This window comes from Kribbella qitaiheensis (genome assembly GCF_042657745.1).
Lineage (GTDB): Bacteria > Actinomycetota > Actinomycetes > Propionibacteriales > Kribbellaceae > Kribbella > Kribbella qitaiheensis.
Genome location: NZ_JBHSKE010000054.1, coordinates 143,751 through 170,581 on the forward strand (window position 1 = coordinate 143,751; position 26,831 = coordinate 170,581).

General features: G+C 68.7%; 29 protein-coding genes. 16 read left to right on the forward strand and 13 right to left on the reverse strand.

Going from position 1 to position 26,831, the window contains the following annotated elements:
* Positions 1-31 precede the first annotated feature (31 nt).
* The 5 genes from ACFPJ1_RS33170 to ligD all read right to left on the reverse strand — a co-directional run bounded on the left by ACFPJ1_RS33170 (position 32) and on the right by ligD (position 2,701).
* Positions 32-307 carry a GlsB/YeaQ/YmgE family stress response membrane protein gene (locus ACFPJ1_RS33170; RefSeq protein WP_380110057.1) on the reverse strand — a complete coding sequence of 92 codons (276 nt, stop codon included), beginning with the start codon at positions 305-307 and terminating at the stop codon, positions 32-34.
* A gap of 164 nt (positions 308-471) precedes the next feature.
* Positions 472-699: a DUF3107 domain-containing protein gene (locus tag ACFPJ1_RS33175; RefSeq protein ID WP_132193603.1), complete on the reverse strand. Its 228-nt coding sequence runs from the start codon at positions 697-699 to the stop codon at positions 472-474.
* Between the two features lie 144 nt (positions 700-843).
* Complete coding sequence (locus tag ACFPJ1_RS33180; RefSeq protein WP_380110059.1) at positions 844-1,473, reverse strand: TetR/AcrR family transcriptional regulator; 630 nt, start codon at positions 1,471-1,473, stop codon at positions 844-846.
* Positions 1,474-1,538: 65 nt separating this feature from the next.
* Positions 1,539-1,727 (reverse strand): hypothetical protein, encoded by a 189-nt coding sequence (locus ACFPJ1_RS33185; protein ID WP_380110061.1) that lies wholly within the window; start codon positions 1,725-1,727, stop codon positions 1,539-1,541.
* Positions 1,728-1,774: 47 nt separating this feature from the next.
* Positions 1,775-2,701, reverse strand: coding sequence for a non-homologous end-joining DNA ligase (gene ligD, locus ACFPJ1_RS33190; RefSeq protein WP_380110062.1), 927 nt, complete (start codon positions 2,699-2,701; stop codon positions 1,775-1,777).
* Between the two features lie 18 nt (positions 2,702-2,719).
* Here ligD and ACFPJ1_RS33195 point away from each other — a divergent pair, with 18 nt between their 5' ends.
* Positions 2,720-3,637, forward strand: coding sequence for an alpha/beta fold hydrolase (locus ACFPJ1_RS33195; RefSeq protein WP_380110064.1), 918 nt, complete (start codon positions 2,720-2,722; stop codon positions 3,635-3,637).
* Between the two features lie 236 nt (positions 3,638-3,873).
* Complete coding sequence (gene moeZ, locus ACFPJ1_RS33200; protein ID WP_132289888.1) at positions 3,874-5,064, forward strand: adenylyltransferase/sulfurtransferase MoeZ; 1,191 nt, start codon at positions 3,874-3,876, stop codon at positions 5,062-5,064.
* A gap of 52 nt (positions 5,065-5,116) precedes the next feature.
* Here moeZ and ACFPJ1_RS33205 read toward each other — a convergent pair whose 3' ends face one another.
* Positions 5,117-5,365 (reverse strand): hypothetical protein, encoded by a 249-nt coding sequence (locus ACFPJ1_RS33205; protein ID WP_380110066.1) that lies wholly within the window; start codon positions 5,363-5,365, stop codon positions 5,117-5,119.
* Between ACFPJ1_RS33205 and ACFPJ1_RS33210 the strand changes: the two genes are divergently transcribed.
* From ACFPJ1_RS33210 to ACFPJ1_RS33240, 7 genes are all read left to right on the forward strand, one after another.
* Positions 5,364-5,630, forward strand: coding sequence for a DUF2277 domain-containing protein (locus ACFPJ1_RS33210; RefSeq protein ID WP_132193617.1), 267 nt, complete (start codon positions 5,364-5,366; stop codon positions 5,628-5,630). The genes ACFPJ1_RS33205 and ACFPJ1_RS33210 overlap by 2 nt on opposite strands.
* 13 nt (positions 5,631-5,643) lie before the next feature.
* Positions 5,644-5,970 (forward strand): hypothetical protein, encoded by a 327-nt coding sequence (locus ACFPJ1_RS33215; protein WP_380110069.1) that lies wholly within the window; start codon positions 5,644-5,646, stop codon positions 5,968-5,970.
* A 69-nt stretch (positions 5,971-6,039) separates the two neighbouring features.
* Positions 6,040-6,879, forward strand: a complete 840-nt coding sequence (locus tag ACFPJ1_RS33220) for a TIGR03560 family F420-dependent LLM class oxidoreductase (protein WP_380110070.1) — start codon at positions 6,040-6,042, stop codon at positions 6,877-6,879.
* Positions 6,880-6,922: 43 nt separating this feature from the next.
* A complete protein-coding gene (locus ACFPJ1_RS33225; protein WP_132289897.1) occupies positions 6,923-7,228 on the forward strand; it encodes an MGMT family protein in 306 nt (101 codons plus the stop codon).
* A gap of 28 nt (positions 7,229-7,256) precedes the next feature.
* Positions 7,257-7,757 (forward strand): GNAT family N-acetyltransferase, encoded by a 501-nt coding sequence (locus ACFPJ1_RS33230; RefSeq protein ID WP_380110071.1) that lies wholly within the window; start codon positions 7,257-7,259, stop codon positions 7,755-7,757.
* A gap of 210 nt (positions 7,758-7,967) precedes the next feature.
* A complete protein-coding gene (locus ACFPJ1_RS33235; RefSeq protein WP_380110072.1) occupies positions 7,968-11,117 on the forward strand; it encodes an ATP-dependent helicase in 3,150 nt (1,049 codons plus the stop codon).
* Between the two features lie 67 nt (positions 11,118-11,184).
* Positions 11,185-14,406, forward strand: a complete 3,222-nt coding sequence (locus tag ACFPJ1_RS33240; protein WP_380110074.1) for a UvrD-helicase domain-containing protein — start codon at positions 11,185-11,187, stop codon at positions 14,404-14,406.
* Here the strand turns inward: ACFPJ1_RS33240 and ACFPJ1_RS33245 are convergent.
* The 4 genes from ACFPJ1_RS33245 to ACFPJ1_RS33260 form a co-directional block, all read right to left on the reverse strand.
* The gene (locus ACFPJ1_RS33245) at positions 14,403-14,948 is read right to left on the reverse strand and encodes a Uma2 family endonuclease (protein ID WP_380110076.1); all 546 of its coding nucleotides are present in this window, start codon (positions 14,946-14,948) and stop codon (positions 14,403-14,405) included. The two genes, ACFPJ1_RS33240 and ACFPJ1_RS33245, sit on opposite strands and share 4 nt — an antisense overlap.
* A gap of 103 nt (positions 14,949-15,051) precedes the next feature.
* Positions 15,052-15,591: a Uma2 family endonuclease gene (locus tag ACFPJ1_RS33250; protein ID WP_380110077.1), complete on the reverse strand. Its 540-nt coding sequence runs from the start codon at positions 15,589-15,591 to the stop codon at positions 15,052-15,054.
* A 248-nt stretch (positions 15,592-15,839) separates the two neighbouring features.
* Positions 15,840-17,597 carry an IucA/IucC family protein gene (locus tag ACFPJ1_RS33255; RefSeq protein WP_380110079.1) on the reverse strand — a complete coding sequence of 586 codons (1,758 nt, stop codon included), beginning with the start codon at positions 17,595-17,597 and terminating at the stop codon, positions 15,840-15,842.
* 2 nt (positions 17,598-17,599) lie between these two features.
* Complete coding sequence (locus tag ACFPJ1_RS33260; RefSeq protein WP_380110081.1) at positions 17,600-18,205, reverse strand: GNAT family N-acetyltransferase; 606 nt, start codon at positions 18,203-18,205, stop codon at positions 17,600-17,602.
* A 145-nt stretch (positions 18,206-18,350) separates the two neighbouring features.
* Here ACFPJ1_RS33260 and ACFPJ1_RS33265 point away from each other — a divergent pair, with 145 nt between their 5' ends.
* Both ACFPJ1_RS33265 and ACFPJ1_RS33270 read left to right on the forward strand, forming a co-directional pair.
* Positions 18,351-19,280 carry a sigma-70 family RNA polymerase sigma factor gene (locus ACFPJ1_RS33265; protein ID WP_380110082.1) on the forward strand — a complete coding sequence of 310 codons (930 nt, stop codon included), beginning with the start codon at positions 18,351-18,353 and terminating at the stop codon, positions 19,278-19,280.
* 78 nt (positions 19,281-19,358) lie between these two features.
* Positions 19,359-20,039, forward strand: a complete 681-nt coding sequence (locus ACFPJ1_RS33270; RefSeq protein WP_380110084.1) for a GOLPH3/VPS74 family protein — start codon at positions 19,359-19,361, stop codon at positions 20,037-20,039.
* A gap of 47 nt (positions 20,040-20,086) precedes the next feature.
* On the opposite strand, the gene ACFPJ1_RS33275 is transcribed toward ACFPJ1_RS33270, so the two are convergent.
* Positions 20,087-20,632, reverse strand: a complete 546-nt coding sequence (locus ACFPJ1_RS33275) for a hypothetical protein (RefSeq protein ID WP_380110087.1) — start codon at positions 20,630-20,632, stop codon at positions 20,087-20,089.
* Between the two features lie 20 nt (positions 20,633-20,652).
* Positions 20,653-21,366 (reverse strand): purine-nucleoside phosphorylase, encoded by a 714-nt coding sequence (gene deoD / locus ACFPJ1_RS33280; protein ID WP_380110089.1) that lies wholly within the window; start codon positions 21,364-21,366, stop codon positions 20,653-20,655.
* An 80-nt stretch (positions 21,367-21,446) separates the two neighbouring features.
* Here deoD and nudC point away from each other — a divergent pair, with 80 nt between their 5' ends.
* Positions 21,447-22,370, forward strand: a complete 924-nt coding sequence (gene nudC, locus ACFPJ1_RS33285) for an NAD(+) diphosphatase (RefSeq protein WP_380110091.1) — start codon at positions 21,447-21,449, stop codon at positions 22,368-22,370.
* A 65-nt stretch (positions 22,371-22,435) separates the two neighbouring features.
* Here nudC and ACFPJ1_RS33290 read toward each other — a convergent pair whose 3' ends face one another.
* Positions 22,436-22,675, reverse strand: a complete 240-nt coding sequence (locus ACFPJ1_RS33290) for a mycoredoxin (RefSeq protein WP_132289931.1) — start codon at positions 22,673-22,675, stop codon at positions 22,436-22,438.
* Between the two features lie 112 nt (positions 22,676-22,787).
* On the opposite strand from ACFPJ1_RS33290, the gene ACFPJ1_RS33295 reads away from it, so the two are divergent.
* From ACFPJ1_RS33295 to ACFPJ1_RS33310, 4 genes are all read left to right on the forward strand, one after another.
* Positions 22,788-24,911 carry an ATP-dependent DNA helicase UvrD2 gene (locus ACFPJ1_RS33295; RefSeq protein WP_380110093.1) on the forward strand — a complete coding sequence of 708 codons (2,124 nt, stop codon included), beginning with the start codon at positions 22,788-22,790 and terminating at the stop codon, positions 24,909-24,911.
* Positions 24,912-25,346: 435 nt separating this feature from the next.
* Positions 25,347-25,541, forward strand: a complete 195-nt coding sequence (locus ACFPJ1_RS33300; RefSeq protein WP_380110096.1) for a hypothetical protein — start codon at positions 25,347-25,349, stop codon at positions 25,539-25,541.
* Between the two features lie 147 nt (positions 25,542-25,688).
* Positions 25,689-25,976: a WhiB family transcriptional regulator gene (locus ACFPJ1_RS33305; RefSeq protein ID WP_132193680.1), complete on the forward strand. Its 288-nt coding sequence runs from the start codon at positions 25,689-25,691 to the stop codon at positions 25,974-25,976.
* A gap of 41 nt (positions 25,977-26,017) precedes the next feature.
* A complete protein-coding gene (locus tag ACFPJ1_RS33310) occupies positions 26,018-26,236 on the forward strand; it encodes a hypothetical protein (RefSeq protein WP_380110098.1) in 219 nt (72 codons plus the stop codon).
* Positions 26,237-26,831 lie beyond the last annotated feature (595 nt).

The window sequence follows — 26,831 nt, forward strand, 5'->3', positions numbered from 1 at the left end:
ATCGGGGTGGCGGCCGCTGTGGTGGTGCTGCTCAGACTTTTGCCTTGCTGTTGCGCGAGGAGATGAACGCGACGACGATCGCGGCGCAGATGATCTGGATCAGGTACTGGATCCAGTCCGGGCCTGACGTGTCCTTGACGCCCAGGAAGTAGGCGATCAGGCCACCGAGGAAGGCGCCGATGCCGCCGCCGAGAATGGTCCAGCCGAGGCTGATGTTCTGCTTGCCCGGGAGCACCAGCCGGGCCAGCGGCCCGAAGATGACTCCGGCGATGAGGCTGACGATGATCATCCAGATCCAGTAACCCACGATTCCTCCTTGAGGGATGGCTGACCTGCGGCGATCTGGTGCCCAGCGGCCCAACAGACCACCGAACGTGCAGGTCTAACCCTCATGGTCCTCGCTTCGTCGCACTCTGCAACCAGGACACGCGACAGTTGCCGGACCGATGCCCGACCCAGCCGGGAACCGGCTCAGATGGCGCCGAAACCGACCTTGCGGATCGAAACCTCGCCGATCTCCACGTAGGCGAGCCGGTCGGCCGGGACGAGCACCTTGCGGCCCTTCTCGTCCGTCAACTGCAACAGACCGGACTTGCCGGCGAGAGCGTCCGCGACGGCCTGCTCGACCTCTTCGGGGCTCTGCTCGCTCTCGAGCACCAACTCGCGATTGGCGTGCTGAACGCCGATCTTGACCTCCACGAAACCCTCCCGGGCACGTTCCGACCGGCGGCTCTCGCCGGTACCCGATTCGAGCCTATCCGCTGCGGGCCCGGGCTTCTCACCCGTCCGCCCAGAGCAGAACATCGCCGGGCCCCGCAGCGGTACGCAGTACGGGGGAATGTGTCAGCTCTCGGTGCGGGGGAAGCCGCGGATGCCGCGCCAGGCGAGGCTGGCGACCAGGTCGGCGGCCTGCCGCTGCTCGAGGGAGGAGTTCTCCGAGCTGAGCCAGTACCGCGCGCTCACCTGGGCCATCCCGACCAGGCTGACCGCGAGCACCATCGACTGCTCCTTGCTCAGCCCGGCGTCCGCGCTGATCACCTCGGAACAGGCCTCGGCGCACGCGTGGGTGACCCGGTCGACCCGCTCGCGGACGGCCGGCTCGTTGGTCAGGTCCGACTCGAACACCAGCCGGAAGGCGCCCTGGGCGTTCGCCACGTACTCGTAGAAGGCGTGGATCGTCGCTCCGACCCGCTCCTTGTTGTCCTCGGTCGAGCGCAGGGCGTCCCGCACCGACGCCACGATCGCCTCGCAGGAGGTGTCCAGCAGCGCGAGGTACAGCTCGAGCTTGCCCGGGAAGTGCTGGTAGAGCACGGGCTTCGAGACGCCGGCGCGATCGGCGATGTCGTCCATCGCGGCGGCGTGGTAGCCGTTCGCGACGAAGACCTCCTGGGCCGCCTCGAGCAGTTGCGCGCGGCGGGCCAGACGCGGCAGGCGGCTGCCGCGCTTGGGCGCAGTCTCCGGTGTCGTCGACACGTCGGCTCCTTCGGTGGTACGGCATCCGGCTGCCGGTGGCAGACGGTAGTTGAACCGAATCCTACCTAGCGGTAGTCATCCTCGTCGGACCCGCCGACCGGTCGGCGCTGCTCCCCGACATCGGCGGGGTCGGCTTCGAGCGGTACGTCGGTGCTGTCGTCGTCGGGTTCGGGGTCATCACCGGTCGATGGCAGGCGCTGCTCCACCACGTCGGCCTCGGGGGCCTCGTCGGGCAGTTCCACGTTGCTGGTCATCGCGCTCCTCTCGGGCGGCCACCCTCCGGTACCCAGAGTCGTGGCGGTTATGAAGGCAGCGGCTTCGGATCGTCGTACATCCCCTCCAGCACGTCGCCGTACTCCTCGATCCGGGCGAGCACGTCGGCGGGCAGGAAGGTCAGCTCGGCGGGATCGGTCGCGGCGGCCACCTCGTCCCAGTCGATCGGTGTGGACACCCTGGGCTCCTCCGCTCCCCGCAGCGAGTACGGCGCCAGGGTGGTCTTGGCGCTGGCGTTCTGGCTCCAGTCGATGAAGACCTTGCCGGGGCGGAGCGCTTTTGTCATGTTCGCCGTGACGTTCTCCGGCAGCGCCTCGGCGAGTTGCTCCGCCAGTTGCTTGGCGAAGGCACTGGCGGCGCGGGACGGGGCCGGCTCGATCGGCACGTACAGGTGCATGCCCTTGTTGCCGGAGGTCTTCGGCCAGCCCTCCATCCCATAGTGGCTCAGCAACTCCCGCAGGGCGAGAGCGACGTCGCAGCAGTCCACGACGGTGGCTCCCGGGCCCGGGTCCAGGTCGAACACGACCAGGTCGGCGTGCGGGGCCCTCCCAGTGTCGGACAGCCCGATCCGCCACTGCGGGACGTGCAGCTCGAGCGCGGCCAGATTGGCGAGCCAAACGATCGTCTGGATGTCGTCGGCGATCACGAAGTCCGCCTCGTCCCGGCCGGTGGAGCTCCCCGGGGTGGGCAGGGTCACCGTGCGCACCCAGTCCGGCGTACCGCGGGGTGCGTTCTTCTCGAAGAAGTACGCCGCGCCGGTGCCGTCGGGCCACCGCTTGCGGGTGAGCGGCCGGTCCGACAGGTGCGGCAGCAACTGCGGAGCGACCTGCAGGTAGTAGTCGATCACCTCGGCCTTGGTGAAGCCGACTTCCGGATAGAGCACCTTGCCGAGGTTGGTGAGCTTCATCGTCTGCCCATCAACTTCGGTCGTCAGCTGCTTCGGTCCCGCTGCCATGAGACCTAGCATGGCCTAGTGGAGAGTTACGGGGCAGTAACCGGCGCTTCGGTGCCGTTGGGGGCGCAGGAATGGCCGGCCCGGACGGTGCCGGTCTCGGGTGTCGACCTGCTGGTGAGGGACGTGCCTGGAGCGAGCAAGGATCTGCCGCCTGCGCTGTTCGTGCACGGGCTGGGCGGGTCGTCGCTGAACTGGACGACGATCGGGCTGCTCCTGAGCGACACCGTGCGCGGTATCGCGCCCGACCTGCCTGGCTTCGGGCGTACGCCGCCCGTACCCGGCCTCGGGGGTCTCACCCGCCAGGTAGACGTCCTCGATGAGTTGGTGGACCGCGAGATCGACGAGCCGGTGCATCTGTTCGGCAACTCGATGGGCGGAGCCGTCGCGGTCGCCTTCGCCGCACGCCGGCCGGACCGGGTGAAGTCGCTGACCTTGATCTCTCCCGCGCTGCCGCACCCGCGCGCCTCCGCCGTCTCGCTGTGGTTCCTCGCACTCGCGACCCCGCGTCTGGGTGAGGTCGTGCTGGACCGGTCGCGGCGGATCCCGTTCGACCGGCGGCTGCGGGCGTCGCTGGTGATGATCTACGGCGATCCGGCAGCACTGTCGCCGGAGACGCTCGAAGCCCACGCCGCCGAACTGCGCCGGCGCGACGCCGAGGCCTGGTACCCGCAGGCGACGGTGGAAGGCGCCCGCAGCATCCTGCGGGCGTACCTCACCCCGCCGCGCAGGTCGTTGTGGGCCGCCGCGGCGCAGGTTCGTTGCCCCGTCCTCCTGGTGTACGGCGGTCGCGACCGGCTGGTCGACTCCCGGATCCGCACCAAGGCGCAGAGCACCTTCCCCGATGCGCGCCTGCTCTACCTGCCGAGCTCCGGCCACGTGGCCCAGATGGAGCATCCCCAGGAAGTCGAGCAGGCGTTCCGTCAGCTGATCCGCTAGCAGCGGTAGGAGGAACGCGGTACCCGACTTCGGTAGCTGTCGTGGGGCGCGGTGTCATCCGCTCGGATGATCCTGCGCCGGATTCGAGGTGCGCGGACCTCACGCAGTACAAGTGAGACAAACGTCCCGGGATGCGGACCTCGCGGGGTCGGGCTGGTGTGGTGCGGGAACATGGAGAGCGGATGGATGGTTGAAACCCGGAGATCCGCCATTTTCCCGCTGACTAGGAGCGACAAGTGTCACTGCCCCCGCTGGTCGAACCGGCCGACGAGCTGACCATCGACGAGGTCCGCCGGTATTCGCGGCACCTGATCATCCCCGAGGTCGGGATGGCCGGTCAGAAGCGGCTGAAGAACGCCAAGGTGCTGGTGATCGGCGCCGGCGGCCTCGGCAGCCCAGCGCTGCTCTACCTGGCCGCGGCCGGTGTCGGCACGCTCGGCATCGTCGAGTTCGACACCGTCGACGAGTCGAACCTGCAGCGCCAGATCATCCACGGCCAGTCCGACATCGGGAAGTCCAAGGCGCAGTCGGCCAAGGAGTCGATCCTCGAGGCGAACCCGTACACGAACGTCGTCCTGCACGAGACCCGGCTGGACAACGACAACGTGTTCGAGATCTTCGAGCAGTACGACCTGATCGTCGACGGCACCGACAACTTCGCCACCCGGTACCTGGTGAACGACGCCGCGGTACTGCTCGGCAAGCCGTACGTCTGGGGCTCGATCTTCCGCTTCGACGGCCAGGTCAGCGTGTTCTGGGCCGAGCACGGCCCGTGCTACCGCTGCCTGTACCCCGAGCCGCCGCCGCCCGGCATGGTTCCGTCCTGCGCCGAGGGTGGAGTGCTCGGTGTGCTGTGCGCGTCGATCGGCGCCGCGCAGGTGACCGAGGCGATCAAGCTGCTCACCGGGATCGGCGACCCGTCGCTGGGCCGGCTGAACATCTACGAGGCGCTCGACCTGAACTGGCGCGCGCTGAAGGTCCGCAAGGACCCGAACTGCGCGATCTGCGGCGAGAACCCGACCGTCACCGAGCTGATCGACTACGAGAGCTTCTGCGGCGCGATCACCGAGGAGGCGGCCGACGCGGCCGTCGGCTCCACCATCTCGGTGAAGCAGCTGAGCGAGTGGATCAAGCTGAAGGACAACGGCGAGAAGGACTTCGTGCTGATCGACGTCCGCGAGCCCAACGAGTACGAGATCAACAGGATCCCGGGCTCGGTGCTGATCCCGAAGGCCGACTTCCAGACCGGCGTCGCCCTGGAGAAGCTCCCGCAGGACAAGCAACTGGTCTTCCACTGCAAGTCCGGCGTCCGCTCCGCCGAGGTCCTCGCCATCGCCAAGGGCGCCGGTTTCTCCGACGCCGTGCACGTGGGCGGCGGCGTAGTCGCCTGGGTCGACCAGATCGACCCGTCCCAGCCCTCCTACTGACCACCCACAACAGCCCCGCCCGCACTCCGGTACGTGGCGGGGCCGTTGTCGTCTAGAGGCTGGGCACCTTCCGTTCCCGCTGGTCGGCGATTTGGACTGTGTGCATTCCGACGGACTCGTAGAGGTCCAGGGCGGGGGTCGGGTTGTTGGTGTCGACGTGCAGCAGGGTGCCTTCGAGGCCGGCGGCCGCATCCGTCGCGAACGTATGACCGGCAGGAAGCGCATCCGTCCCGCCATGGTGAAGCGGAACGGGTTCAGGAAGCGGCGTGGTTGTCCCCTCCGGCACGTACTGTCGGAGCATGTGCAGAAATATCACCGTTCTCCGGGGACTGGAGCCGTCGGCGACCTCGGAAGAGATCTATGCGGCGGCCCTGCAGTATGTGCGCAAGGTGACGGGCGTCGGCTCGCTCAGCGCGACCACCCGTGGTCCGATCGAACGCGCGGCCGCCGAGGTCGCCAGGATCACCGAGGCGTTGCTCGAGGAGATGCCGGAGCGCCGGGTGCCGCCGCAGACGGTGCCACCGCTGCGCCGGCCCGAAGTACGGGCTCGTCTCGGTCTGGACTGACAGACTGCAGCCTGTGAGGCACATCGTGGTGGACGACCGGCGACGCCAGGGGTTCGTCTTCGCCCTGATGATCGCCGGCATGATCCTCGCGCTGCTGTGTGTGAACACGGTCCGCCGCCGTGCGGACGAGTGCGCCGCCGTGCTGCCGCCGGCCACCTACGTGGTCGGCGTCATCGCCCTGATCATCGGACTGGTCGCTCTCGTCCTGCTCGTCCGCTGGTTCGCCCGCGGTCCTCAGGCGATCGCCGTGGTCCTCTTCATCACCGCGGGGGCGGGCGTCGTCTTCGAGGTCTTCGTGCTGATCACCGCGATCCTCGAAGGCCGCCCCGACTGCGGCTGAAACCCTGGGCAGCAGGGGAGCCTGGGCGGTAGGTTGCCAGGTGGAAAACCTTTACCGAGGAGGCGGCGAATGCGGTTCGCGATCAAGACCCGGCCCGAGCACACCACCTGGCAGCAGTTGCGCGACGTGTGGATCGCGGCGGACGAGTTCGAGATCTTCGAGTCCGCCTGGCACTGGGACCACTTCTACCCGTTGAGCGGCGACATGACCGGACCGAACCTGGAGGCCTGGACGTCGCTGGCGGCGCTCGCGCAGGCGACCAAGCGGATCAGGGTCGGCTGCCAAGTGACCGGGATGATCTATCGCCACCCCGCCGTGCTCGCGAACATGGCGGCGACCACCGACATCATCTCCGGCGGCCGGCTCGAGCTCGGCGTCGGCGCCGGCTGGAACCAGATGGAATGCGACGCGTACGGCATCGACCTGCCGCCGCTGAAGGAGCGCTTCGACCGTTTCGACGAGGGCATGCAGGCGCTGATCGCGCTGCTCACCGAGCCGGTCGCGAACTTCGACGGCCAGTACGTCAAGCTCACTGACGCGTACTGCGAACCGAAGGCCGTGCAGACCCCGCACCCGCCGATCACCATCGGCGGCAAGGGACCCAAGCGCACCCTGCGAGCGGCGGCGCGCTGGGCCCAGCAGTGGCACGTGATCGTGCCGGGCCCGGAGGAGTGGAAGCCGCTCAAGGAGATCCTGGTCGGTCACTGCGAGGACGTCGGCCGCGACCCGGCCGAGATCACCTGCTCGGTGAATGTCCGCGTCGACCCGGACCAGCCGCTCGACCAGGCGGTCGCCGAGGCCGCGGTGTGGGGCGAAGCAGGCGTCGACCTCGTCATCTTCAACCTCCCTCTCGACGCTCCGCCGTCGGTTGTCGAACCCCTCGCGAAGGCCTTGGCGCCGCTCGCCTGAACCCGTCGGGGAACTGTCGGCGGGGACGGATAGCGTGAGCGGCGTGGATCGGGAGGAGTACGTCGAGGCCGTGTTGCTGGCGGTCGAGTCGATCCCGCCGGGCAGCGTCGCGACGTACGGGGACATCGCGGCGTACGTCGGGCAGGGCGGGCCGCGGCAGGTCGGCGCTATCATGCGCGAGTACGGCGGGGGAGTGCCGTGGTGGCGGGTGATCCGCGCCAGCGGGGTGCCCGCGGACGAGGTCGGCGACGAGCAGCTCCAGCTGTTGCGCGGTGACGGGGTCCGAGTCACGAACGGCAAGGTGGATCTGCGCGTGGTGCGCTGGGATCCCGAAAATCCAGGGGACTAGGTGCGCGTTGGTTGACAGACTGCCAGGTGTGACAAGCGACAGGTGGTCCGTCGAACTCGCATCGGTGAACTCCCCGGAAGCCCTCGGGTTGCTGCGCGAGTACTTCGTCGACGTCGCCGACCGGTACTTCCTGCTGCACGACGGCCGCCGGGCGACTTCCGAGGAGGTCGAGGCCGCACTCGTGGATTCCCCCAGTGCCGACCTCGCCCCACCGACAGGTGTCTTCCTCCTCGGCTGGTACGACGCCCAGCTTGCGGGGTGCGCCGGCCTGCGGCTCGAGGAGAACCGCACGGTCGAGCTCACCCGCGTCTTCGTCCGCCCGGCCTTCCGCGGTACGGGCGGTGGCCGCGCCCTGCTGGCCGCCGTCGACCAGACAGCCCGCAACCTCGGCGCCACCCGCATCATCCTCGACACCCGCCTGGATCTCACCGAAGCCCGAACCCTCTACACCACGACCGGCTACCAGGAGATCCCCGCCTACAAACAGGACAAGTACGCCGAGATCTGGTACTCCAAAGCCCTCGTGTGACCCCGCCCACTCCGACAGCCCCTTGAGCTCAAAGGCCTTTGGTAGCTGGCGTTCGAGGTGTCCGCAGTGCGGGCGGTTCGGGGGTTGCGGCGGGTGCTGGAGGGGATTGTCGGTGGGGTCTGATGGGATGTGGCGGTGGTCAGTCGAACAGGGTCCAGGTATCGGTTGGTGCGGGGTGACGGGCGGGAAGCCAGGGTCACTCAGGCACCGTTGCTGGACCCTGATCAGCGGGCTGTGGTGGATCATCCCGGCGGGCCTCTACTCGTGCTCGCCGGACCGGGGACGGGGAAGACGACGACGCTGGTCGAGGCCGTCGTCGATCGGGTTGCCAACCGCGGGTTGAGCCCGGACGAGGTGCTCGTGCTGACCTTCGGACGGAAGGCGGCGACCGAGCTCCGGGACCGGATCACCGCCCGCCTCGGACGGACCACGCGGGCGATGCCGTCCATGACGTTCCACTCGTTCTGCTATGCGCTGCTGCGCAGGTTCACCCCGGCCGACGCGTTCGACGTACCGCTGCGGTTGCCTTCCGGTCCCGAGCAGTCGCTGCGGTTGAGCGAGGCGCTCACCGGGAGTCGCGAGGTCGGCGTGGTGCACTGGCCGGGCAGCCTGCATCCCGCTCTCAAGACCCGCGGGTTCACCGACGAGGTGCAGGCCGTGATCGGCAAGGCGCGCCAGCTCGGACTGGACCCCGAGGACCTGTCGGCGATCGGGCATTCCGCGAGCCGGGCCGAGTGGGTCGCGGTCGGCGACTTCTTCGAGGAGTACCTGCAGATCCTCGACCACGAGCAGGTGCTGGACTACTCCGAGCTGATCCACCGCGCGGTCATCCTCGCCCAGCAGCCGCACGTCCAGGCCAAGCTCCGCGAGGAGTTCAAGGTCGTCTTCGTCGACGAGTACCAGGACACCGATCCCGGTCAGACCAAGCTGCTCCAGGCGATCGCCGGCGACGGCCGCGACCTCGTCGTGGTCGGAGATCCGGACCAGTCGATCTACACGTTCCGCGGTGCCGACGTGCGCGGCCTGCTGCGCTTCACCGACGAGTTCCGTACCGCGGACGGCGCCGAGGCCGCGCAGATCGCCCTCGCGACGACCCGCCGCTTCGGTACTACGCTGCAGCGCGTCTCCCGGAACGTGGTGAATCGCCTGGGCGTGCCAGGCACGCTCGACCGCGACACCTTCGAGCGGTTCCGCAATCCCGACGCGAGCTCCTCCGTCTACGGCAACGGCAAGGTCGAGGCGAACCTCTACTCCACCAGCGGAGCCGAGCTCGAGCACATCGCGGACCTCCTTCGCCGCGCCCACGTCCAGGACGGCGTCGGCTGGCACGAGATGGCGGTGCTGGTCCGATCCGGTAGCAGGTCGATCCCGCCCTTGCGCCGTGCTCTCGCGGCCGCGGGTATCCCGGTCGACGTGGCCGGCGACGAGCTCCCGCTGTCCCGCGAGCCCGCGGTGCGGCCGATGCTGCTGGCGCTGCGGGCGGTCGCGGATCCGGTCACGCTGACGGTCGAGGTGGTCAAGGCACTGGCGCTGTCCCCACTGGGTGCGATGGACGCCGGGCAGCTGCGCCGCCTCGCCCGCGTACTGCGGAAGCGCGATCGCGAGGCCGCGGGTGGTCAGCGGCTGCCGCGCTCGTCCGACGAGTTGCTCCGCGAGGCGCTGGTGAACCCGTTGCTCCTCGACGAACAGGCCTCCCCGGCGGAAGCGCGGTTCGTCGCGCTCGGTGAGAGGTTGCTCAAGGCAAGGAATATCGTGACCGCCGGGGCCGCGCCGGACGAGGTGATGTGGTCGCTGTGGTCCGAGTCGCCCTGGTTGCGCAGACTCCGCGGCCAGGCGAACAGCGGCGGCGAGGTGGCGCGCACAGCGAATCGTGATCTGGATTCCCTGTGCGCGTTGTTCGACGCGGCGAGCCGGGCCGAGGAGCAGGTCGGCTTCAAGGGCGTGTCGGCGTTCCTCAGCGAGCTGGAGCAGTTGGACATCGCCGGCGACAACCGGTTCGACGGGACGTATCGCGAGGCCGGCGTTCAGCTGATGACCGCGCACCGGTCCAAGGGTCTGCAGTGGCGGCTGGTCGTCGTGGCAAGTGTCCAGGAAGGCCAATGGCCGGACCTCCGGCGGCGGGGATCGTTGCTCGAGCCCGACCGGCTCGGACCGGACGGTCTGGTGGAGCCACTGTCGGCGGGCGCGTTGCTGGCAGAGGAGAGACGTCTTTTCTATGTCGCGATCACGCGAGCACGTGAGCGGTTGATCGTGACAGCCGTGCAGGCGCCCGAGGCTGACGGAGATCAGCCGTCGCGGTTGCTGGCCGAGCTCGACATTCCTTTGAAGCTGGTGGCCGGACGGCCGCGGCGCCCTCTGTCGTTGCACGGCCTGGTCGCCGATCTTCGGTGTGTGCTGGCCGATCCCGCGTCCTCGCCCGCGTTGAAGCGAGTCGCCGCCGATCGGCTGGCGCAGCTCGCGGACGCCGTCGACGATCGCGAGTATCCGTTGGTCCCGACCGCGGATCCACAGCGCTGGTGGGGAGTGCGCGAGCGGACCAAGTCGGAGCGCCCGGTTACGGACCCGGATCTGCCGGTGCCGTTGTCGGGGAGTGCGCTGACGACGATCGTGGACTGCCCGCTGCGCTGGTTCCTGCAGCGTCGCGCGGGCGGCGAGACACCGAGTACGTCGGCCATCGGGTTCGGCATGGTCCTGCACACGTTGGCGGACGCGGTTGCCACTGGCACGCTGCCGCCCGACACGGACGAGTTGAACGGGTGGCTCGACAAAGTGTGGACCCAGCTCGAGTTCGAGTCGTCGTGGATCTCCGACCGCGAACGGGTCGAGGCGGAGCAGGCGCTGCGCCGGTTCGTCGCCTGGCACAAGGGCCGCCCGGATCGCACGTTGCTCGGCACGGAAGTGGAGTTCGACGTACTGCTGCCCGACACGGACAAGCCCGGCGTGCGGGTCAAGGGCCGGATGGACCGGCTCGAGCAGGACGGCGACGGCGCGGTGCGGGTGGTCGACCTGAAGACCGGCCGCACAGTTCCGACCAAGCCCGCGCTCGAGCGGCACGTCCAGCTGGCCATCTACCAGCGGGCCATCGAGTCCCGCCAGATGAAGAAGCTCGGCGACGATCCTCGCAGCGGTGGCGCCGAACTGGTCCAGCTCCGCCACGACGACACCGGCCTCCCCAAGGTCCAGGGCCAGGCACCCCTCGAAGCCGACGAGGAAGGCCGCACCTGGCTGGACGAGGCCGTCGAGGATGCCGAGGCCATGGTCCGCTCCGAGGAGTTCGTCGCCAAACGCAACTCCGGCTGCGACCGGTGTGACGTCCGAGGCCTGTGTCCCATCCAACCCGAAGGCCGGGAAATCGTCTGATGCCCACCACCGCGACCAATCCCAGCGACCTCCACCGACGACCCTCAGCTTTCAGGAGGGTCGTCTGATGCGGGCACAGCTGAACACGACGGCTGAGTTGTGTGAGTTGCTGGAGATCCCGTTCAGTGACCAGCAACTGCAGGCGATCACCGCTCCGTTGGCGCCTGGAGTGATCGTGGCAGGCGCCGGATCAGGGAAGACGACGGCTATGGCTGCCCGGGTGGTCTGGCTGATCTGCACGGGACAGGTGCAGCCGGAGGAGGTGCTCGGACTCACCTTCACCAAGAAGGCGGCGAACGAACTCGACGTCCGGATCCGCGACGACCTCACCAAGGCCGGCGTGCTCGGTTCCAGCCTGCCGCGCGACCAGCACCCGATCCTGGCGGCCCACCTGCGCAGCAACATCCCGAACTGGGAGCCGGAGGAACCAGGCGAACCCGTCGTCTCGACGTACCACGCGTTCGCCGGCACGTTGATCGCCGAGCACGGACTCCGCCTCGGCCTCGAACCGGACGTGCGCGTGCTCGCCGACGCCACCAGGTTCCAGCTCGCGGGCCGCGTCGTGCGGCGGTCCAGCGGGCCGATCCGATTCGCGTCGCACCACGTGCCCACCCTGGTGAACTCCCTGCTCTCGCTGGATGGTGAGCTCGCGGACCACCTGCTCGGGGCGGACGAAGTACGGGCTCATGACGAGGCGGTACGAGCTGAGGTGGCCGCGGCGCGGAAGCAGACCGTCGAGGTCAGGAAGCTCGCCGAGACTGCGCTTAAACGGGGCGAGATCCTGCAGTTGGTCGAGGAGTACCAGGCCTACAAGACCGAGCGTGGCGTGGTCGACTTCGCGGACCAGATGGCGCTCGGCGCGCGGTTGGCGGAGGAGTGCCCCGAGGTCCCGGTGATCGAGCGCGCGCGGTACAAGGTCGTCCTGCTCGACGAGTACCAGGACACCTCCGTGTCGCAGCGACGGATGCTCACGGCGCTCTTCGGGCAGCACGGCCACCCGGTCACCGCGGTGGGCGACCCGTGCCAGGCGATCTACGGCTGGCGCGGCGCGTCCGTCGCGAACCTGGACGAGTTCCCCGAGCACTTCAAGAACGCGGACGGTACGCCGGCCACGCGGTACGTGCTGAGCGTGAACCGTCGCTGCGGCAGCAGGATCCTGGCCGCGGCGAACCAGCACGCCGCCGAGTTGTACGAGCAGCACCCGGGCGTGATCCCGCTGGAGGCGCCGCCCGAGGCGCCCGAGGGAGCGATCACGGTCGGGTTGTTCGAGACGCGCACGAAGGAGATCGAGTGGGTCGCGGACGCGATCGTCGCCGCGCACAAGACCCCGAACCGCCGGTGGAAGGACATCGGCATCCTGATGCGGACGAACGTCGACCTCAGCGCGGTGCACGAGGCGCTGATCGCCCGCAAGGTCCCGGTCGAGGTGGTCGGCCTCGGCGGCCTGCTCGCGCTGCCCGAGGTGGTCGACGTGGTGGCGACGCTGCAGGCGGTCAATGACCTGACCGCGAACGCGGCGATGCTGCGGATCCTGACCGGCCCCCGCTACCGGATCGGTCACCGCGACCTGGCCCTGCTGGCCAACCGCTCCCGCATCCTGGCCGATGCCGGCGATCGCCCGGCAGTCGACGACCTGGTCGCGGCGCTGGACGCGGCCGTCGCCGGGATGGACTCCACCGAGGTGATCTCACTCGCCGAAGCGGTCGACGACCCGGGGCCGGCCGGCTGGGGCTACTCGCCCGAGGCGCTCGAGCGTTTCAAGGAACTGTCCACCGAGTTGCGGGAGTTGCGCGCACACGCGGGGGAGCCGCTGCTCGATCTGGTACGCCGGGTGATCAGCACGATCGGCCTCGACGTGGAACTCACGGCGACACCGGATCACGTCGACGCCGGCCGGCGCGATCACCTGGCCGCGTTCCTGGATGCCGTCGGCAACTTCGTCTCCACCGAGTCGGACGGATCCCTCGACGGGTTGCTCGCGTACTTGGCGGCGGAGGAGGAGTATGCGGCCGGCCTCGACCTGGCCGTACCGAGCGAGGCGGACTCGGTGAAGCTGCTGACCACCCACCGGTCGAAGGGCCTGGAGTGGCCGATCGTGTTCGTGCCGACCCTGGTGAACAAGGTGTTCCCGTCGGATCGCGGCCGGGACAAGTGGACCACCAACGCGAAGGTGCTGCCCTGGCCGTTGCGGGGTGACGCGGACACCCTGCCGAACTTCCACGACCTGTCGAACGCCGGGCTGAAGGCGTTTGCCGATGAGTGCAAGGACGTGAACGCGCTGGAGGAACGCCGGCTCGGGTACGTCGCGTTCACCCGGGCGAAGGAGATCCTGGTCGCCACCGGGCACTGGTGGGGCCCGACGCAGAAGCGCCCGCGCGGCCCCTCGGCGTACCTGGAGGTGCTGAAGAAGCACGCCGGTGACCGGGTGGTCGACTGGGCGCCGCAGCCCGAGCTGAACGAGGAGAACCCGGAGCTCGCCGAGCAGACCATGGCACCGTGGCCCGCGCCGTACGACCAGGAGGCGTACCGGCGGCGGCTCGAGTCGGTCGCGCTGGTGCAGCAGGCCCGCGCGGAAGGGCCGTCGCTCGACGCGGAGGAGTCGCTGCTGATGGACGAGCTGGCGACAGTGGCGCGCTGGGACTCCGAGCTCGAACGATTGTTGTCAGAGGCAAGGGAAAGCCGGAGCCGGAAGGCGTACGACGTCGAGCTGCCGGCCGCGCTGTCCGCGACCCAGGTGATGCGGCTGGCGAAGGACCCGGACGGGCTGGCGGCCGACCTGGCCCGGCCGATGCCGCGCAAACCCAACCGGGCGGCGCGTTTCGGCACCCGGTTCCACGCCTGGGTGGAGAGTTATTTCGGGCAGCAGTTCCTGATCGACCCCGACGACCTGCCCGGCGCGGCCGACGAGGGGATCGTCGACGACACGGACCTGACCGAGCTGATGGACGCGTTCCGGGTCGGGCCGTACGGCGAGAAGATGCCGTACGAGATCGAGGCGCCCTTCGCCCTCGCGATCGGCGGCCGGGTGGTCCGCGGCCGGATCGACGCCGTCTACCAGGTGATCCGGCCGGACGGCTCCCGCGGCTACGACGTGATCGACTGGAAAACCAGCCGCTCCGAGACCGCCGACCCCCTCCAGTTGGCCATCTACCGAGTCGCCTGGGCCGAACTCCTAGGCATCCCCGTCGACCAGGTAGGCGCCGCCTTCTACTACGTCCGCACCGGCGACATCATCCACCCCGAAAGCCTCCCCAACCGCGACCAGTTGATCACCCTCCTGAACGGCTAACCCACCAGCTCGGAAGGAACAATCCGCACAGAGAACGGAAGCTTGGCCTCGAACACCTCGTCCCCTCGAACGAGCGCCTGCCCGGCATACCGTCCAGCGGACAGCTCCAGCACCGTCAGCTCGACGCTCTCTGGATCGAAGATCCAGTACGAGGTCACGCCGGCTTCTTCGTAGAGCCCTCGCTTGAGTAGCAGATCTTTCGCCCTGGTGGCCGGCGACAGAATCTCGACGGCGAGTAGGAGAGGACGCTCGATCGCCCGCTCGCCGACATCCTCTCTCCGGCACACCAGCACATCCGGCTGCAGGGACCGCCGCCCGTTGGGACGGAAGTCGAGCGGTGCGACGAAGACTTGCAGATCCGTAGGGCAAACGAGGCGCAGGCGGAAGCCGAGTTCGAGCACCGCGGTCTGATGGATCGGCAGCGGAGCGGGGGTCACCAGCAGTGTTCCATCGACGAGTTCGTATCGCATGCCGTCCTCTGGCAGTGCGTCGAGGTCGGCCATGGTGAACTGCCCTGGCTCAAGTGTCTGCACGTATTCCATGGTGCCTCCTTGTCGGTCATTCGACCAGGATTCCCACCTCCGGCCGAGTCGGAGAGGCCAGATGTCCAACTGCCCCACCATCTGCCCCGTGATGCCCTGGATTTCATCTCGTCAGGTCGGCTGGGCTCAGGTGGATGGGAAAAGGGAAGTCGGGGGTGAAGGTTTCTTCGCCCTGGACGACCGCCTCGCAGGTGTAGCCGGTGGGGGTTAGGTGGAGGACGGTCAGTTCTTGTTGGGTGGGGTCGAGGAGCCAGTAGGACGGGACGCCGGACTGTTCGTAGAGGTCGCGTTTCAGGACTACGTCGGTGATCCGGGTGGTGGGGGACAGCACCTCGACGGCGAGCAGAGCGTGTCGAACGTACTGCGGGCCCGCGTCGGCGCGGCGGCAGACGAGGAGGTCGGGGCGCAAGGACAACCGCCGGGTCGGGCGGAAGTCGAGGGAGCCGACGGCAACCAACTGGTCCGCCGGGCACGCCTCCTTCAACCGCACCATCAAGGCGACCACGGCCGCCCGATGCGCAGGCGGCTGGACCCCTGTCACCAGCAAACGGCCGTCCACTACCTCGTACCGCCGCCCGTCCCGCCCTCGCTCGCCACTCGCCGGCGCCCTCATGGCGTCGAGATTCGCCAGTCCTTCGATCACTCGACCAGCATCGCGGAAACCTGCCAATCGGTGCGGAAGTTATCCACAGCCGAGGGCCAGTCTCCGCGCGCCAGTTAGCGGCGGCCGCTCGAGGGCGTCCATCGGTGAGGTCTGTACCGACCGACAGGTAGTACACGGGTTCCTTGCCAGACCCGTGGTGGGTCTACGTGCGGCGGAAGGCCAGCGCGGCCACCATTTCCTGTCCCTCGGTACGCCGACCCACTCCTGGCGTGCCTCGCGTGGAAGCCTCAGCCGGCGATCGGGCTCTCCAGGGTGCCGACGAACTGGAGGGAGTTGGAGACGTCGGTGAGGTCGACCATGTTTTGGTTGTTGCGGAGTTGCAGGCGGTTCAGGCAGGACAGGGCGAACTCCGGGGCGAACATGTCGTACTTCGCGAATGCCTCCGCCAGTTCGGGGGTCGCCTCCTGATACTCCCGCACTGCTGAGCGCACGACGGCCCAGAACTCCGCAGCAGTCAGCAGACCCTCCGCATCCAGCAGGGGCGAGAGGAACCGGAAGATGCAGTCGAACACGTCGGTGAAGACGGACAGCAGTTTCTCGTCGTCCGGGACGTCGGCAAAACGCACCCGCTCGGCGTCCGCCGGGATCTCGGTCGCCGGGCTCATCACGGCGATCTCCTCGGCGATGTCCTTCATGATCACCCGGACCGGCACGCCGTCCCGCAGTACGAGGATCAGGTTCTCGCCGTGTGGCATGAACACCAGTTCGTAGGCGTAGAAGCAGTGCAGCAACGGCACCAGGTACGCATCGAGGTAGGACCGCAGCCAGTTCGCGGGAGCCAGCCCCGAAGACCGGATCAACACGGCCGCGAGCGACTTCCCGTGCCGATCGACGTGCAGCAAGCTGGCCATCGTCGCCAGCCGTTCGCCCTCATCGAGCGCGGGCACCGGACTCTCCCGCCACAACGCCGAGAGCATCTTGCGGTACGGCGAGGTCTTTGGCGTCGCGGCTTCGTAGTACAGGTTGTGATAGCCGACGGCGGCGATCTCCCGGAGTACAGAGAACCCGTACCGCTTGAGCACGACGTCGTTCTCCACCACGCCGTGCACCCAGTCGTTGATCGCCGGCGTCTTCTCCATGTACGTCGGTGACAGGCCGCGCATGAAGCCCATGTTGAGCACCGACAGCGCCGTCTTCACGTAGTTGCGCTCCGGGTGCGACCGGTTGAAGAAGGTCCGGATCGATTGCTGCGCCTGGTACTCGTCGTCACTGGTGCCGACGTGGATGATGTGCCGCTGCGCGATGTCCGCGGCGAACGTGATCGAGGTCTTGTTCTCCCACTGCCACGGATGCACGGGCATCAGGTGGTAGTCGGCCGGATCGGCGCCGGCGGCCCGGATCCGCTCGGCGAAGCGCTGCAGCACCGACGCCCCGAGTTCGTCACGGAGCATGCCCTCGTAGGTGATCGTCTCGCTGTGAGAGACCGTCGCGCGCTCCTTCCGTACGGCGAGCCACACCAGCCAGACGGGTTGTTCCGCCTCGGGCGCGAAGGCGCGGTAGTCCGTCACGCCGAACCCGAGCCGCCCGTTGTTCGCGACGAAGCACGGGTGTCCTTCGGTCATCGCGGACTCGATCGTCTGGAAGTCGGCCCCGGCCAGGTCTTCGGCGGTCAGGTCCGGCTTGGACAGCTTGTACGCCGTACTCGCCAGCGTGCTGCTGATCTCCTCGAGGTACACCGGCAGCATCTCCGCACCGATGCTCAACTGCTCGTGGAACTCGGTGATGAAGTCCAGCGCGTCCACGGCCGCGGCAATACCCTCGACGGTGCGGGTGATGCTCGCCGCGTCCACCTCCCAGTGGTTCAGCGGGTAGAGCCTGGCCTCGAAGTAGTACTCGCTCGGGCCGGCCGCGACCCGATAGCCCTTGCCGGAGGCAACTGGCTCGAGGAGTCGCTCGTGGGTGAATTCGGCGAGCGCCTTGCGGACCAGCGCGCGGTTGGCGACGGCCCAGCCGGCCGGGTGGAGATGTGCGGTCAGATCGGTCATGGTCACCCTGCCTCGGTCATCGGGACGGTCGCGTAGACGGCGTGGGCGTACTGGTCACGGGTGCAGAAGCTCAGCCAGGCCTGCTTGTCCGGCAGGGCGACGATGCTGTGCCTGTGGAAGCCCATCCGCTCGTTCAGGGCCTGGATCTTGGTGTTGCGGATGTCCGGCTCGACCACCACCCGGTCCACCAGCGGGTCGCTGAACAGGTAATCGAGGATCGTCTCGAACACCGCGCCGGTGAACCCGGGCGCGCGCTGCCCAGGCTCGGGCGGGGCGACCAGGACGTGCATGCCGATGTCACCTGGCGCCGGCGTGTAGGCGCGGCCCACCGCGTCGTACGCGGGGTCGTAGCGCTCCATCAGGAAGGCCGGTCGGCCGTCGTGCTCGCCGAGGAAGGCCTGGTGGTGGCCGGTCTGCTGGATCCGCTCGTACTCCGCGCGCACGTCGGCGACCGAGGCGGTCAGCATGCCCCAGTACTGCGCGTACGGCTGGGTGACCCAGCTGTGCAAGGTGGTCACGTCCAGGGACAGGTCGAACGGGCGGAGGCTGAGGGTGCCGACCCCGGCGGCGAAACGCCGGAAACTCGGCTCGGGCAGTGCACGGGTCATGGCGGACTCTCCAGTGGCTGCACAGTCGGGCGGGCCTGTTAGCTAAGGCTTACCTTAGTAGATAGCTGACCCTGCATCGAATCCGGTCCGTATCCCGGGGCCGTCCCTGCCCGTCGGAACGGGTATGACGCTTCAGGATGTAGTCGTGACGGAACCACTGGATCTGCCCGCGATCAGAGCGGCCCGGCAGGCACAGACGGAGTTCCTGGACCGGCTCGAGCCGCTCCGGAAGGATCTGTACGCCTACTGCCGTCGGCTGACCGGCAACGCCTTCGACGCCGAGGACCTGGTGCAGGAGTCTCTCGCACGCGCCTTCAACCAGGCCGCCCAGGCGCACAGCCCGATCGAGAACCCCAGGGCCTGGCTGTTCCGCGTCGCCACCAACGCGTACGTCGACAGCTACCGCAGGCAGCACCCGGTGCCCGCGGAACTCCCGGACCGGGCTGCTCCGGCCGCAGCGGACCCCGCGGAGGTGCGGGACGCGTGGAGGGAGTTGGTGACGCTGCTACCTCCACAGGAGCGTGCTGCGCTCGCGCTGAAGGACCTGTTCGGGTTCACCCTCGCCGAGGTGGCCGAAGTACTGCGGACCACCACCGGCGCGGTGAAGGCCGCACTGCATAGGGGTCGGGGCCGCCTCGAGGCCGAGGACCGGGCGAGGTCGCTCGCGGTGCGGCCGGAGCCGGATCGACGTTTGCTCGATGCCGTGGCCGACGCCTTCACCGCGTACGACGTACCGCGGCTGACCGCGCTCCTGCTGGAGGACGCTGACAGCGAGATCCTCGGCATGCTCACGGAGTACGGCGCCGACCAGATCCGCCGCGGCTCGATCGAGCACACCCTCGACCCGGCCACGCCGTACCGCTACACAGCGCAGGTCCAGACTGTCTGGGACGAGCCGGTGCTCGTCATCCGCCGGGTCCAGGACGGCACCTCGGCTCTGAACGACCTCATGCGCCTCACCACGGAGGACGGCAAGGTCCGCTCGATCCGCTGGTACTTCTTCTCCCCGAACTTCCTCACCGAGCTGGCCGAAACCCTGGGCGAGCCGGTCCTGACCAACGGCCACCACTACTGAGCAACAGTCTGGCGGAGGATGCGGGAGGTAGCCCGTGAGGCGGATGCAGGCGTAGGCGGGCGGTCCTAGGTTGGGAGCATGTTGATCGCAGAGGATCTCTTGTTGCTCCTGTATGACGACGAGAGCGGGAAGCCCATCACCGGGTCGCCTGGGCTGGATTACGCGCTGGCCGGGGCCGTGCTGATCGAGTTGACGCTGCTCGGCAAGGTGGACATCGCCGGCGCGGGGGAGGCGGCCAAAGAGGGTCGGCTGAAGGTGCTCGACACCTCGCCGACCGGTGACCCGGTGCTCGACGAGCGGCTCGCCCTGCTCGCGGACAAGGCCGGGCAGAAGCCGAAGAACCTGATGGGCAAGCTGTCGAAGAAGCTGCGCGACCAGTTGCTCCAGCGGCTGGCCGAGCGCGGCGTTCTCGAGGCGGACAAGGGCAAGGTGCTCGGGTTGTTCCCGGTCACGCGGTGGCCGGCCAAGGACGCGCAGCACGAGGCGCAGGTCCGTGCCGCGCTGGAGAACGTGCTGAAGCTCGGCACCCAGCCCGACGAGCGCACCGCCTCGCTGGTCGCGCTGCTCAACGCGCTGAACGTAGTACCGAAGGTGGTCACGGATGCCGTCGACAAGAGGGCGTTGAAGCGCCGGGCCAAGGAGATCTCCGAGTCCGACTGGGCGGCCGAAGCAGTCCGCAGGGCGGTCCAGGAGATGCAGGCCGCGGTCACGGCCGCCATCGTCGCCAGCTCCACCGCCGCCACAGCGGGCGGTTCCTAGCAGAAGAGGGACCGGCGTCGACCCGCGACGACGGTCCCTCCGAGCACTCACTCCGCCTGGCAGTTCGCCTTGCAGAGCTTGTCCGTCAGCGTCAGGTGCGCGCCCGGCTCGTCGGTGTCGACCTCGACCGACCACTCGACCTGCCAGTTCCCAGCGGTCAGCTGGGCGGTGGTCTTGCCCGTCTGCTGTCCGAACCAGTCGGTGATCTGCTTGCGCGGGTTGATGTGCGCGTACTCCAACGCGGCCGGAAGCGCTGTGGAGATGTTGGCCGTCGCGGCCGCTGCCGGGCCGGTCGAGTGCAGCGAGACGACCGGAGGCCGCTCGTGGTCCCCGGTGAGTACCCAGACCGCTACTGGCCCCTGGGTGCAGATGGCGTAGACGCCGTCGTTGGCGCACTTGTAACCCGCGCCGGCCATCGCCTTGACGACGTTCGCAGCGGTGAGGTCCGCCAGCAGTTCTTCCGTCGGCTGGTCGGTCGGTTGACCTGGCGAGCTCGCGGCCGTCGGGCTGCCTCCACCCGGGGCCGGCGTCTCGCCGGAGTTGTCGTCGGAGCTGGAACAGGCCGTGGTGCCGACGAGCAGGGCAGTGCTCACCAGGGCTACGGCGACCCGGTTCAGACCGGTACCTCGATCGCCGCGTCCAGGGCGATCGTGATCATCTCCGAGAAGGTGGTCTGCCGCTCCTCGGCGGTCGTCTCCTCCTTGGTGATCAGGTGGTCCGACACGGTCATGATGCCGAGCGCGCGGCGGCCGAACTTCGCGGCCAGCGTGTAGAGCGCCGAAGCCTCCATCTCGATCCCCAGCACGCCGTACTCCGCTGTCCGCGCCACGAGGTCCGGGCGGTCGTTGTAGAACAGGTCTCCGGAGAACACCTGGCCGACGTGCACGTTCAGCCCGGCGGCCTCCGCGTTGTCCACGGCCGCGCGGAGCAACTGGTAGTCCGCGGTCGGCGCGTAGTCGATGCCGTGGAAGCGCAGCCGGTTCATCTGCGAGTCGGTGCTCGCCGACATCGCCACGATCACGTCGCGGAGCTTCACCTTCTCGGTCAGCGCGCCGCAGGTCCCCACCCGGATCAGCGTCTGCACGTCGTACTCCGCGAACAGTTCGTTCGCGTAGATCGAGGCCGACGGCTGGCCCATGCCGGAGCCCTGCACGGAGACCCGCTCACCCTTGTAGGTGCCGGTGAACCCATACATGTTCCGGACCTCGTTGTAGAGGCTCACGTCGGACAGGTACGTCTCGGCGATCCACTTGGCCCTCAGCGGATCCCCGGGGAACAGCACGCGCGGCGCGATCTGCCCCTTCTCGGCGGCGATGTGAATACTCATGGACGGGATGCTCTCACGAGGGGTGGGCAGGGCGCGGCACGCCGGTGCGGGCGTGCGGCCGATCGAGATACGTTGAGGATGTGGCCTACTCCATCACCCCAGGTTCCCTCGCACTGTCCCGTTCCGTTCTCGACCGAGCCGCCGACCGACGGCGGGACGATGAGTGGTTGGAGAAGGCGTGGGCCGCTCCCGACACGCAGGTCGCGCTGGTGGCCGGCGACAAGCTCGCAGTGGAGCCCGACCGCACCTCCCTGCGCCTGGTGTCGCCCTCTGCCGCGCCGGACGGCCAGCGCATCTTCCTGGGGATCGACCACGAGGCTGGGGCCGGCCAGACCGCCGACGGGCGGGCCGTGTTCGCAGTACTGCTCGATGATGAGCCGGACGAGTCGTACGCCGGGCTGCGAGAGATCGGTGGCGTCCTGAACGACAGGGAGGCCGGGATCGCGGTGAACGTGGTCGGTCTGGCCAACTGGCACCGCGTGCACACCCACTGCGCCAACTGCGGCGCCCACAGCGAGGTGATCGACGCAGGTCACGTACGGCGCTGCCCGGTGTGCGGGACCAGCCACTTCCCCCGGAGCGACCCGGCGATCATCGTGCTCGTCACCGACGACCAGGACCGCGCACTGCTCGGCCGGAACGAGGCCTGGCCGGAAGGCCGCTACTCGACGCTCGCGGGCTTCGTGGAGCCGGGGGAGTCGCTAGAGGCCGCAGTACGCCGGGAGGTGTTCGAGGAGACGGGTGTGGTGATCGGCGAGGACATCCAGTACGCCGGCAGCCAGCCGTGGCCACTGCCGTCCAGCCTGATGCTCGGCTTCTACGCCACGGCCACCGGCTACGACATCAGCGTCGACCAGGACGAGATCGTCGACGCCCGCTGGTTCAGCCGCGACGACCTCCGAGCCCTGATCGAAGCCGGCTCCATGGCCCTCCCCGGCAACATCTCGATCTCCCGCCGCCTCATCGAAGGCTGGTACGGCCAAGAACTGACCAGCAGCTGGTAACTCAGAACAGCAAGACGCGGCGCCGGCCCTGAGGGGCGCGGCGCCGCGTCTCGTAGTACTGCGGCTCAGGCGGCCAGCTTCTCGGCGACCTGGGCGAGCGACGGGTTCGTCATCGCCGTGCCGTCGGGGAAGACGATGGTCGGAACGGTCTGGTTGCCGTTGTTGACCTTCTCGACGATCTTCGCGGCGTCCGGGACCTGCTCGATGTCAACCTCGGCGAACTCGATCCCCGCGCGCTTCAACTGCCCCTTCAACCGGTGGCAGTAACCGCACCAAGGTGTCGAGTACATCGTGAATGCCGCCATCGTGGCTCGCTCCGCATCTGCTCAGGGGCGGGCGCTCGGAAACTGTCCGGCGACCCGTCTAGGGTGGCTCTACCTTGTACTGGAACCTCGTCGGTCGGAGTGCTGTTCCCGCATGTCTCAGTCCGTGAGCGACATCACACAGGCCGCTTCCGGCCGGTCCGCCGACGCACTGCTCGAGGCGCTCGACCCCGAGCAGCGAGCAGTCGCGACCGCGCTGCACGGCCCCGTGGTCGTGATGGCAGGTGCAGGCACGGGCAAGACCCGCGCGATCACCCATCGGATCGCGTACGGCGTGCGCACCGGCACGTACGACCCGGCCCGGGTGCTCGCGGTGACCTTCACCCAGCGGGCGGCCGGGGAGATGCGCGGCCGCCTCGCCCAGCTGGGCGCGAATGGCGTCCAGGCCCGGACCTTCCACTCCGCGGCGCTGCGCCAGGCCAAGTGGTTCTGGCCGAAGGTGTTCGGCGGCGAGCTGCCGCCGATCATCGACCGGAAGTTCCCGCTCCTGACCGAGGCGGCGTCACGCTGCCGGGTGCGGGTGGACACGCCCGCGCTGCGCGACCTGGCCGGCGAGGTCGAGTGGGCGAAGGTGAGCAACGTCCGCCCCGACGACTACGCCCGCGTCGCCCCGCAGTCCGCCCGGGCGCTGGCAGCCTTCGACCCGGCCACGATCGCCCGGGTCTTCGCGGCGTACGAGGACGTCAAGCTGGAGCGCGGCCGGATCGACCTGGAGGACGTGCTGCTCTGCGCCGTCGCCCTGCTCGCCGAGGACGAGCGGGTCGCGGCCGAGATCCGGCGGCAGTACCGGACGTTCGTGGTGGACGAGTACCAGGACGTCAGCCCGCTGCAGCAGAGCCTGCTCGACCTGTGGCTCGGCGGCCGCGAGGACGTCTGCGTGGTCGGCGACCCGGCCCAGACCATCTACTCGTGGGCCGGAGCCGACCCGGAGAACCTGGTCCGCTTCGCCCAGCGTCACCCGTCGGCGGCCGTGATCAAGCTGGTCCGCGACTACCGCTCGACCCCGCAGATCGTCGACGTCGCCAACAAGGTCCTCGACGCCGCGGGCCCGTCCGGGCTGCCCGGCCGCGTCACTCTGCGCTCCCAGCGGGAGGCGGGTCCGGACCCGGTCTACCGCGAGTACTCCGACGAGGTGGCCGAGGCCGACGCCGTCGCCCGCGCGATCGCCCGCCTCCGGGACTCCGGTACCGCGTTGCGCGACATGGCCGTGCTGTTCCGCACCAACGCGCAGTCCGAGAACTTCGAGCAGGCTCTGGCCGAGCGGAAGATCCCGGCCATGCTGAAGGGTGCCGAGCGGTTCTTCGAGCGCGCGGAGATCCGGCAGGCCGCAGTACTGCTCCGTGGCCAGGCCAAGGCGGGGGACACCGAGGGCGTCGACCTGCTCGAAACGATCAAGGGCATCCTGGCCGGTGCCGGGTGGACCGAGGAGCCGCCGGCGGGCACCGGAGCGGTCCGGGACCGGTGGGAGTCGCTCAGCGCGCTCGTCACGATGGCCTCCGACTTCGCCGCGGCCAACCCGGACGCGGGGATCGTCGCCCTGATGGCCGAGCTCGACCGGCGCGCCTCGATCCAGCACGCGCCGCTGGCCGAGGGCGTCACGCTGGCCACGCTGCACGCGGCGAAGGGCCTCGAGTGGGGCTGCGTGTTCATCGTCGGCGCCCACGAGGGCACCCTGCCGATCAGCTACGCCCAGACGCCCGCGCAGGTGGAGGAGGAGCGGCGGCTCTTCTACGTCGGGGTGACCCGGGCGAAGGACCAGCTTTCGATCAGCTGGTCGACCTCGCGCTCGCCGGGCGGCCGCGGCACCAGGGGGCCGACGCGCTTCCTCGACCCGATCGGCGTCCGTACCTCGCGGACCAGCGACCGGGAGCCCTCGTCGCGAGCTCGGACTCCGCGGGCGGAGCGCTCGGACAAGCCGATCCCGAAATGCCGGGTCTGCGGCCGCGGCCTGACCGAGCCGGCCGCCCGCAAGCTCGGGCGCTGCGAGGACTGCCCGTCCTCGATGGACCAGAACCTGTACGACGCGTTGTTCGCCTGGCGGGCCGAGCGGGCCGCGGAGGAGTCGATGCCGGCCTTCGTCATCTTCACCGACGCCACGCTCACCGCGATCGCCGAGGCGCGCCCGACCGACGAGCGCGAACTGCTCCGGATCCCCGGCATCGGCCGGACCAAGATCAGCAAGTACGGCGAGCCTGTCATCAACATCTGCACCCGCTGACCCTGCTTCCGGAGTGGCCGTTCGCTTGTGGCAGCTCGCGATCGCATCGGGAGCCCGGGCGTGAACCAAACGGCCGCGTGAGATGTACTGCCGAAAAAACCGTTGCAGGGTTGGCGGAGCGAGAGGCACACTCGAAGGACAGGATTCTGCTGGTGGCAGACACCGGGGCCTTGCCAGGCAATCAGTTGACCTAGGCAACGATCTCGGAGGGTGCCGGAAGCGCGTCGGAGCGTGCTGAACAGCCGGATTTGGCAGCAAGTTCCGTCCACCCGGCGGCAACTTCCGGCCAACTTCAGAATCTTGCGATAAATAGTTTGCGGGCCTCGGCGAGGTCGGCGTACTGTTCTTTCTGCGGCTGAAGGCTGGCCGAAAACTTCAAACCATAGCGATGAGCTAGCCGCTCAGTTCGCCACAACGAGAGGAGGTGCCTTGGACATGATCACGAACATCACGCAGAAGCCGTTTGGCGTCACCGCGCTGCCGTGCGCCCCGATCCAGGGTGCCTCGCCGCGTCTGCACGTCGCGACCGTTGTGCTTATGGCCGTCAGCTCTGCCCAGGTCCAGGGCGCAGCTATCGGCGATGCGAAGTACGGCGGTCAGGGTTCTCGAGCATGGAGTCCACCGGTCTGACTCAAAGTCAGCCGGCACCTCCAAGGCCGCGGAACCCGAAAAGGGTCCCGCGGCCCTTTTGTTTGTCCGACACAGTTTTGCCGGCCACCAACCGGGTGGGCGGCGCCGCGACAACAGAGCAAGACAGTCACTCAGGAGGTGACCGGAATGAGCGTTAGCTTCCTCGATGCATTCACCGAGGTGGCAACAGCGCAGGACCTGCCCTGTCGGTCCTACGCACCGGAACTCTTCTTCGCCGAATCGCCGGCGGACGTCGAGTATGCCAAGTCTCTTTGCACCACCTGCCCGCTGAAGGCCGAGTGCCTGGCCGGAGCGCTAGAGCGTTCCGAGCCGTGGGGAGTGTGGGGAGGCGAACTGTTCGTCCAGGGTGTTGTGGTTCCGCGCAAGCGGCCCCGAGGGCGTCCACGCAAGTGCGACACCGTGACCGCAGCCTGATCTGATCCGACGAACCGAATCCCGAATCGAGACTACAAACCATGACGACCCAGACTTCACCCAGGAGAGTTGAAATGCATTTACTTCAAGAAGATCTTGCTCGTGCTCATTGTCGTTCTAAATTGCAGGACGCAGAGCAGAACCGGCGCTTCCACCTCGCGGCCAAGATGGCCAGGGCGCAGAAGCACGCCGAGCGGGCCACGGCACGTGCGGAGAGGGCCAGCGCAAAAGCGCGCCTCACCCTCGCGCGCCTGGTCTGATCCACCCGGCTCTCAGCCACCGGCCGGACCTCAACGGTCCGGCCGGCATGAGCTAGAAACACCCGGCTGCCGCGGCAGGAGCCGATCTCCAGACGCCGCGAGCAACCACAACCCCGCGACCGAGCACCCCGGGACCTAACCCTCCCGCCCGGCCGCGGCCCAGCCCGACCAACGAGTTCGGATCAGGGGACCGAACAACTTGGCCGAAGCTGCCCCCGAGGGGCGGCATCCACCGGATGCCGCCCCTCGGCACGTTCCGCCCTCGGCACGTTCTGGCCCCGGCTGGCCGCGCGGCCAGGCCCGGCCCGCGCTCGGCAACGCCGCCCGCGGCATCCGGCGCTGGGCCACCAACCTGCTCAGGCCCGATCCAGCCCGGGGTGAGCCGCGATCACCCCGCCACCCGCGGGGCTTGTCGGAGTGATCCGCCATCGTCCATGCCAGGGGGTTCCGCCAACGCCGAAGCCTCGCCGGTAGGCCGGTACGCCGGACAGGTCGTTCCTTGGCGTGGGCGCGGGTGGTTCCGCGGTCTCCGCTGCGTGATGGTGCTAGTCGGGATGGGGTGCGTCAAGAGGAGCCCTGTGTCAAGCCGCCTGTT